The organism is Bradyrhizobium sp. (assembly GCF_019242285.1).
GTDB lineage: Bacteria > Pseudomonadota > Alphaproteobacteria > Rhizobiales > Xanthobacteraceae > Bradyrhizobium.
In genome coordinates, this window is record NZ_JAFAVV010000235.1 from 1 (window position 1) to 8,428 (window position 8,428).

Below are 8,428 nucleotides of genomic sequence, written 5' to 3' on the forward strand. Positions count from 1 at the left end.
ACCGCGGCAAAGCCCAGAAAGACCACTGTTACGGCCAGGCTGAGCATCATCGCATCGAAAGGCATGTCGCTTCCTCCCTGTTGAAATTGGAGGAATTTTCGTCGCAAACGCCTTTCAGTTCCTTGATCCTGATCAAAGGCCGCCAAGGGTCTCTAATCTCGATACGCTTGCGTAAACTGCTCACAGCGACTGCACGGTCCAGCCGATCATGTCCTTTGCGATGCGCCCGAACGCCTCGTTGAAGGCTGCGACCGAGGGCCGAGGTTCGATCTCGCCGAACTTCTCGCTGTCGTGGAACAGGCGGGACGCGATAACCTTGCCATTCTTGTCGACGATCCGTGCCGATAGCTCGATCTCCGCGGCGGGGCCGGCATCCACAGCCACGCGGAAACGCCGGACGTCGATCATGAGTTGGAAGTCGGCCTGCCCCATATCGGCGACCCTTAGCGGAGCATGGGCGAGATCGTAGTTCTCAAAGCCGTCGATCAGCCTCACCTGCAGCAGCTTCGGGATGCTGTCGGCCCACAGGAAATCCACGAAATTCGGATATTCCCCGGTCGGCGAGAACAGCATCCGCTGCGTCTCGAGCATGGCGACGGCAGTCGGCTCCGGAATTGCCAATTGCCCTTTGATAGGTCTGTTGGCCGGTGCGAGATTCTGCGGCGCGGAGAGGTCGTAGGTGATCCTTTGCGTCGGCGCGCCGACCCCGGTCATCTTTTCGAGGCCCGCAACGATGCCGTCGAGTTTTCCGGTGTTGCGCGCGAGGCCTTCCGAGAAAGTCCGAAAGTTGGCGATGGTATCTTTCAGCGGCTCTGAATTCTCCGCCAGCACCGAATCGACCCGCCGCAATGCCTCGCGCGCAGCCTGCGTCATGCTCTGGCCCGCGCCCGGCTCGGCGATCAAGGTCGGAACCGGCCCCGCCCCCACCTGCTGCCCGCCTCCCTCCAGCGCGATCACGGGAACACCGGTGAGGCCCTGGAACTCGAGGCCGACCCTGGTGTCGGCGCGGACCGGCGTCGTCGACGCCACCGAAATCGTCGCGTTGACGCGCCGCGGCGCGTCCGCGGCGAGACTCAACTCCGCCACCTCGCCGACCCGGATTCCGTTGAACAGCACGGCCGCGCCGACCAGCAGACCGGGCACCGAGCCCTCGAACTGAACGTGATAAGCGGTGCGCGGGCCAAGGCCGCCGGTGTTGTTGAGCCAGTAGACGAAGCCGAACACGGCGACGATGGCCGCCAGGACGAAGGCGCCGATGAGGACGAAGGGAGCGCGGGTTTCCATCTCTCTAGCTCGCTTTGGGTTGCAGCATCTGGGAGCGCTTGCCATGGAAATAGGCCCGCACCCAGGGATGCTCGGATTGAAGCAGGTCGCGCATCGACCCGATCGCGACGATCTTGCCATCGGCGAGCGCGGCGACACGGTCGCAGACCGTGTTCAGGCTGGCGAGGTCGTGGGTCACCATGAACACCGTCAGCCCGAGCGTCTGCTGCAACGTCTTGATCAGCGCGTCGAACTCGCCGGCCGCGATCGGGTCGAGCCCCGAGGTCGGCTCGTCCAGGAACACGATCGCCGGATCGAGCGCGAGCGCGCGCGCCAGCGCCACGCGCTTGGTCATGCCACCCGACAGTTCGGAGGGAAACTTGTCGCCGTCCGGCTGCGTAAGCCCGACCATCTCGAGCTTGGCGGTCGCGATCTCGTCCACCAGCGCCTGCGACAGCACGAGATTCTCACGCAACGGAAACTGCACGTTCTGCCGCACCGTCAGCGACGAGAACAGCGCACCCTGCTGGAACAGGATGCCCCAACTGCCGGCCGCGGGTTGCGTGCCGCGGTCCAACGCGCCGCTGATCGGCCGGCACATCACCTCGATCTCGCCACTCTGCCGCGGGATCAGGCCGATGATCGTCCGCATCAGGACCGACTTGCCGCCGCCCGAGGCGCCGACCAACCCGAGGATCTCGCCTTTGCGGACGTCGAGCGACAGATGGTCGAGCACGACCTGCCGGCCGAAACCGACCACGAGATCGTGCACGCGAATGGCGAATTGCTGTGCCTCTTCTGGCATCATTACATTCCGATCGACGCAAAGAAGACCGCGAACAGCCCATCGAGCACGATGACGAGGAAGATCGATTTCACCACCGAGGTCGTCGTCTGCCGGCCGAGCGACTCGGCGGAGCCTTTTACCCGTAATCCTTCGCTGCAGGCGACGACGCCGATTACCAGCGCCATGAACGGCGCCTTGATGATGCCGACCTCGAAATGGGTGACGGATATCGCTTCGTGCAGCCGCGCGATGTAGATCGGAGGCCCCATGTCGCCATAGAACTGCGCGATCAGGCCGCCGCCATAGAGCGCCGCCACCGAGCCGATGAAGCTCAGGATCGGCAGCGCGATCACCAGCGCGACGACGCGGGGCAGGATCAGGACCTCGACAGGGTCGAGCCCCATGGTCAGGAGCGCGTCGATCTCCTCGCGCATCTTCATCGAACCGAGCTCGGCGGTGTAGGCGCTCCCCGAGCGTCCGGCGACCATGATCGCGACGATCAGGACGCCGAGCTCGCGCAGCACGAGAATTCCAACCATGTCGACGGTATAGGATTCCGCACCGAATCTACGGAAATGGAAGAAACCCTGCTGCGCGATGATGGCGCCGATCAGGAAGGTGATCAGCACCATGATCGGGATCGCCTGCCAGCCGACCTTGTAGAGCTGATAGACCAGCGAGGTGATCCGCAGTGATCGCGGCCGGCGCAGCATACCGACGAGAACCAGAAACAGGGAGCCGAGCATCTGAAGAAAGACGGCGACGTCCTCGGTCGCATTCGAGGCCGAACGGCCCAGGTCGCCGAGCCTCGCCAAGACGGGATTCGGCGTGGCGATCGGCGCGGAAGAATGTCGATTCACCTGATGCATCTCCTCGATCAGGCCCGCATAATCGTCGGCGATGCCGGTGACGTCCGCACGATGCCCGGCAGCCAAGACGCGCCGGGACAGCTTTTCGATCAGCCACGCACCGAGCGTATCGAGCTCGCTCAGGCCGGCGAGATCGAGCTTTACCGACCTGGAGCGGTCGAGCTCGGCGGCAACACCGTCGGACAACGCTTCCAAACTCTTCACATGGGCCGCGGTCCAGGATCCGACTGGACGAAGCTCAATCCCGTCGCCGGTGGCCGTCGCCGTCAATAAGGGGGATGACAACGTTGCTTCCTCTCTTGAGCATCGGCTCCGACGGCGGGCGCGCCCTTCTAACTAGGCTGCAGCATCCGAGGCCGCTTGATTTGCCTCAAACGGAGTCATCACGAGAGCCTGAAGAGGACACCCGGAGCCTAAAGCCTGAGCCGCACGTTGCAGAGGTCGCGCTCGACCGGATCGGTCTTCACCTCGAAGCCGAGATTGCGGCACATCTCGAGCATGACCGTGTTCTCGTGCAGCACGTCGCCCGAGATGATCTTGAGCCCTTCGGTCCTCGCATATTCGATGATGAGCTGCATCAAGGCCCACCCCAGCCCCCTGCCCTTCAGGTCGGACCTGAGCAGGATCGCATACTCGCCGGTCTCGTAGATCGAGTCGGAGTGAATCCGGACCACGCCCACCAGCTCGTTGGTGGCTTCATCGAATGCAACGAACGCCATCGCCCGTGCGTAATCGAGCTGCGTCAGACGGGCGATGAATTCGTGGCTGAACTCCTTCATCGGCGCAAAGAAGCGCAGACGCAGATCGTGCTGCGTGACATGACGGAGCAGTTCGTGGATCAGGGGCTCATCCTCAGGCCTGATCGGCCGCACGAAAACCGGCCAGGACTCCCTGACCTCAAGATGCCGCTCCCATTGGGACGGATAGGGCCGCACCGCGAAATTGGCAGGCCCCTTTCCCTTGAACTTCGGTTCGACACGGCCGACGGCGACACGCGCATCGACCGCCACGACGCCGGACTCGTCCGCCAGCAGCGGATTGATGTCGAGCTCGCGCAGCTCGGGAATATCGGCCGCCATCTGCGAGAGTTTTACCAGCACCATGGCGACGACGTCTTCCTTGACCGCAGGCACGTCGCGATAGGCGCGAAGCAGCCGCGAGACGCGGGTACGCTCGATCAGGCTGCGCGCCAGTTGCAGATCGAGCGGCGGGAGCGTCAACGCCTTGTCGTTGATGATCTCGACTGCCGTCCCGCCACGGCCGAACACCACGACGGTGCCGAAGGCCGGGTCGTCGGCAAGTCCGACGATCAGCTCGCGCGCCTTGGCCCGAACCATCATCGCCTGCACGATCACCCCGGAAATCCGCGCGTCCGGCCGTCTCGCTGACGCGCGCGCCAAAATGTCCGCCGCCGCGACGCGCACCGCATCGGGGCTGGTGAGATTGAGGACCACACCACCCACATCAGACTTGTGAACGATGTCGCGCGAGTTGATCTTGAGCACGACGGTTGCGCCCTGGGCGAACAATTGCGAGGCGTGCGCGACAGCCTGCTCGACATCGGCAGCCGCGAATGTCGGCACCATCGCGATATCATAGGCTTCCAGAAGCTGCCTGACCTCGACCGGGTCCAACCACCGGCGCACCTCCGCCAGCGCGTTAGCAACGATCCGTCGAGCGGCGTCCTTGTCGGGGGCAAAGTTGCCCGGCATCTCGGGCGGCACCTGCATCAAGAGGTGCGCGACCTCCCGGTGGCGCACGAGATGCATGAAGCCGCGCACGGCGTCATCCTCGGTCGGGTAGTTGGGAATTCCGGCGTTGCTGAGCGCCTCCATCACCTTCTGCTCCGCGCCGACCCAGACCGCCAGCACGGGCTTGGCGAAACGGCCGCGCCGTTCGCGGTACTTGCCGACGGAGGCGATGACCGCGGCGGCGATGTCTTCCGCGGAAGCGATCGCCGTCTGCACATTGAGCACGAGGACCGCATCGTTGCCTCGATCCGCGAGCAGCACCTCGAGCGCGGCGACGTAGCGCGCGGCATCGGCGTCGCCGATGATGTCGACCGGATTCGATCCGGACCAAGTCGGCGGCAGCACCTCGTCGAGCTTCCGGCGCAGCTCGGGAGCGATGGCGGCAGGAATGCCGCCAAGCTCGGTGAGCCGGTCGACGGCCAAGACTCCGATTCCGCCACCATTGGTGAGGATCGCCAGTCGCTTGCCAGGCGGCGGTTCGATGCGGCCCAGCGTCTCCGCGCAATCGAACAGCTCCCTGAGATCGGCCACTCTCAGGATTCCGGCGCGCCGAAACGCGCCCTCATAGACTGCATCCGAGCCGGCCAGCGCGCCGGTATGGGTCGCCGCTGCCCTTGCACCTTGCGCCATCCGCCCCGCTTTGACCACGACGACCGGCTTGACCCTTGCGGCAGCGCGGGCTGCCGACATGAACTTGCGGGCGTCCTTAATCGCCTCGACATAGAGCAGGATCGCGCGCGTGCTGCTGTCCAATGCGAAGTGATCAAGCAGATCGGCGATATCGACGTCGAGCTGGTCGCCGACGGTAACGATCCCGGAAAAGCCGACGCCACGTTGCGCCGCCCAATCCACCATTCCGGCCGCGATCGCACCCGACTGCGAGATCAGTGCCAGGTTTCCGCCGTTCGGCATATGCGCCGAAAAGCTCGCATTCAAATGGACCTTCGGCATCATGATGCCGAGACAGTTCGGTCCGATCAGCCGCATGCCGTGCCCTGCCGCGGCGCGTTCGGCCTCATGAGCCAGCGAATTGGGACCATGACCCAGGCCGGCGCTGACGATGAGGGCGCCCGCTGTGCCAAGCCTGCCCGCCTGAGCGATGAGGCCGGGGATCGCCGTCGGCGGCGCGGTCATCACGACGAGCTCTGGCACGAAGGGCAACTCGTCGAGACTGCCGACCGCGGCAACCCCATCGATCTCCGCATAGCGCGGGTTCACCAGTCCGAATTCGCCGGCATAGTTCGCCTTGCGAATGTTGCCGAGGATGGCGCGCCCGACGGAGCCGCGGCGCGGGCTGGCACCGACCAGCGCAATCGACTGCGGCGACAGCAGATTCTTCAGGCGATAGGTTGACATCTATAGACGGAACCGTGGATCTAACGCGACATCATGACCCAGCTTGGCGGCCGGCCGATGACGGTTTTTGTCGCACCGCCCCACACCACCTCGTTGAGCCGCGAGTGCCGATAGGCTCCCATGACCAGAAGGTCAATCGCATGCGCCTTCAGATAGGCCTCGAACACCATGCCGACGGAACTGCCGTCGATCTTGACGGTTTCGAACGTCGCCTTGACGCCGTGCTGTCCGAGATGGCTGACGAGGTCCCGTCCTGATTGCCGCTGTTCCGGCGTATTCTCGTCAGTGGCCGTGATGATGCGCACGCTCGTCGCCGCCGGCAACAGCGGCAGGGCATCCGCGACCGCTCTTGCCGCCGGCGCGCTATGATCCCAGGCGACCAGGATGTGATCGAAAGCCACGCGCAATTCGGCGGCCCGATGTTCCGGACACATCAGGACCGGCCTGCCCGACCCGAACAGCAATCGTTCGACGACCTTCTCCGACTGGCCGACATGCGACTTCACGGGCACCAGCGACAGGTCCTTGAGCCGCGCGCATTTGGCGAAATACAAGGGGATTTCCGCGGCGGCCAGACGCTGCAGCTTCTGCTCGTTGCGAACACCGAAGCGCGTGGCCGCGCTGTCGAAGGCCTTCAGAAGGCTTTTGGCGTCGGTAACGCTCCGCACTGCTTCGGTGGCGGTCGAATTGTCCAGATCCGCGGACACGATCACTTGCGGTCGAACGAGAATATCCTCCTCGATCGCAAGCGCGGTGATGCACGCCCCAAGGTCGCCTGCCACCGCGACGCATTTGTCGATCGCGGCGACGGTTGCGTCACTGGGTTCGCCGACGAGCGGCAACAACACATCCTTGATCGGCATCGCGAGGGCTCCTTCGCGGCAGACGATAGGGTCTGGCCGGCCACGGCGCTTGATCTCGGTCAAACCGGCCAGAGCGATTGAGATTGCCTTGAGCGATGTCAAACGCGATCAAGAAGGATGGTATACTGGCTCCAGATGGATCTCCGTCCGAAGAGGTTGGGCATGCGTGCGATGGTACTGCCTGGTCCCGGATCGCCTCTCGCGCTCGAGGAACGCGTCGACCCGCAACCCGCCGAGGGGCAAATTCGCGTCACGGTGAGCGCCTGCGGCGTGTGCCGAACCGACCTTCACGTCGTCGATGGAGAACTGCCGCACATCAAATATCCGATCGTTCCCGGACACGAGATCGTTGGACGAGTCGATCTGGTTGGCCCCGACGTGACGACACATCGCGTCGGCGATCGGGTCGGAATTCCCTGGCTCGGCCATACCTGTGGAATCTGTCGCTTTTGCAGGCAGGGCACGGAGAACCTGTGCGACCACCCACGCTTCACCGGCTATACAAGCGATGGCGGTTTTGCGACCCACACGATCGCGGACGCGCGCTACGCGTTTCCGCTCGGGGAGGACGGCGACGACGTTGCGATCGCGCCGCTGCTCTGCGCCGGCCTGATCGGCTGGCGCTCTCTGGTGATGGCCGGTGACGCCGAGCGGCTCGGCATCTATGGCTTCGGCGCCGCCGGCCATATCGTCGCCCAGATTGCACGTTGGCAGGGCCGCGCGGTTCACGCGTTCACGCGGAACGGAGATGTTGAGGCGCAGGAATTCGCCCGACGGCTGGGCGCAGTCTGGGCCGGCGGGTCGGACCAAATGCCAGACGGGCCGCTCGACGCCGCGATCATCTACGCGCCGGCCGGAGAGCTGGTGCCGGCGGCGTTGCGCGCGGTGCGCAAGGGCGGCAGGGTGGTGTGTGCCGGCATCCATATGAGCGACATTCCAAGCTTTCCCTACGACATCCTCTGGGGAGAGCGACAACTGGTGTCGGTCGCCAATCTGACGCGGCAGGATGGCGTGGACTTCCTTCAAGTGGCACCAAAGGCCGGCGTGCGGACGCAGACGACCGCCTATCCGCTCGCCGAAGCCAACGAAGTTCTGGCGAAATTGCGGACGGGGCAAGTTCTCGGCGCCGCTGTTCTCAGGCCATAAGGCGCGCATGACGGATACACCTGCTCCAGACACTGCCACCCAGGAGCGCGTCTTTGCGTTCCTGACCGATCCAGCAACGCATCCAGGGGTGCTTCGGATCGACACGCATGCCGCCTCGGTCATCCTGGCGGGCAAGCGTGCCCTGAAGATCAAGCACGCGGTGCGCTTTCCGTTCCTCGACTATTCGACGCTCGCCAAGCGGAAGGCCGCATGCGAGGCGGAGATCCGGATCAACCGGCCGTTCGCACCGCAGATATATCACCGCGTCGCGCCGATTACCCAGGATAGCCATGGAAATTTAAGCATCGACGGCAGCGGCACGCCGGTCGAGTACGCCATCGAGATGACCCGCTTCGACGAGCGCCAGACCATCGATCATCTGGCCGCCGCAGG

Annotated in this window: 6 protein-coding genes and 1 pseudogene; 2 read left to right on the forward strand and 5 right to left on the reverse strand. The window is 64.4% G+C overall.

Features of this window, described 5'->3' with window-relative positions; translation table 11 throughout:
• Positions 1-180: 180 nt before the first annotated feature.
• From JOY90_RS09065 to JOY90_RS09085, 5 genes are all read right to left on the reverse strand, one after another.
• The gene (locus JOY90_RS09065; RefSeq protein ID WP_291690804.1) at positions 181-1,284 is read right to left on the reverse strand and encodes an MlaD family protein; all 1,104 of its coding nucleotides are present in this window, start codon (positions 1,282-1,284) and stop codon (positions 181-183) included.
• A 4-nt stretch (positions 1,285-1,288) separates the two neighbouring features.
• A complete protein-coding gene (locus tag JOY90_RS09070; protein WP_291690805.1) occupies positions 1,289-2,068 on the reverse strand; it encodes an ABC transporter ATP-binding protein in 780 nt (259 codons plus the stop codon).
• A 2-nt stretch (positions 2,069-2,070) separates the two neighbouring features.
• Entirely contained in the window at positions 2,071-3,204 is a 1,134-nt protein-coding gene (locus JOY90_RS09075) for an ABC transporter permease (protein ID WP_291690806.1), read from the reverse strand.
• Positions 3,205-3,332: 128 nt separating this feature from the next.
• Positions 3,333-6,026: a bifunctional acetate--CoA ligase family protein/GNAT family N-acetyltransferase gene (locus JOY90_RS09080; RefSeq protein WP_291690807.1), complete on the reverse strand. Its 2,694-nt coding sequence runs from the start codon at positions 6,024-6,026 to the stop codon at positions 3,333-3,335.
• A gap of 20 nt (positions 6,027-6,046) precedes the next feature.
• Entirely contained in the window at positions 6,047-6,889 is an 843-nt protein-coding gene (locus tag JOY90_RS09085; RefSeq protein ID WP_291690808.1) for a universal stress protein, read from the reverse strand.
• A gap of 162 nt (positions 6,890-7,051) precedes the next feature.
• Here JOY90_RS09085 and JOY90_RS09090 point away from each other — a divergent pair, with 162 nt between their 5' ends.
• Together JOY90_RS09090 and JOY90_RS09095 are read left to right on the forward strand one after the other, a co-directional pair.
• Positions 7,052-8,035 carry a zinc-dependent alcohol dehydrogenase family protein gene (locus JOY90_RS09090; protein WP_291690809.1) on the forward strand — a complete coding sequence of 328 codons (984 nt, stop codon included), beginning with the start codon at positions 7,052-7,054 and terminating at the stop codon, positions 8,033-8,035.
• 7 nt (positions 8,036-8,042) lie between these two features.
• Positions 8,043-8,428, forward strand: a pseudogene (locus JOY90_RS09095) (DNA-binding protein); the annotation flags it as partial.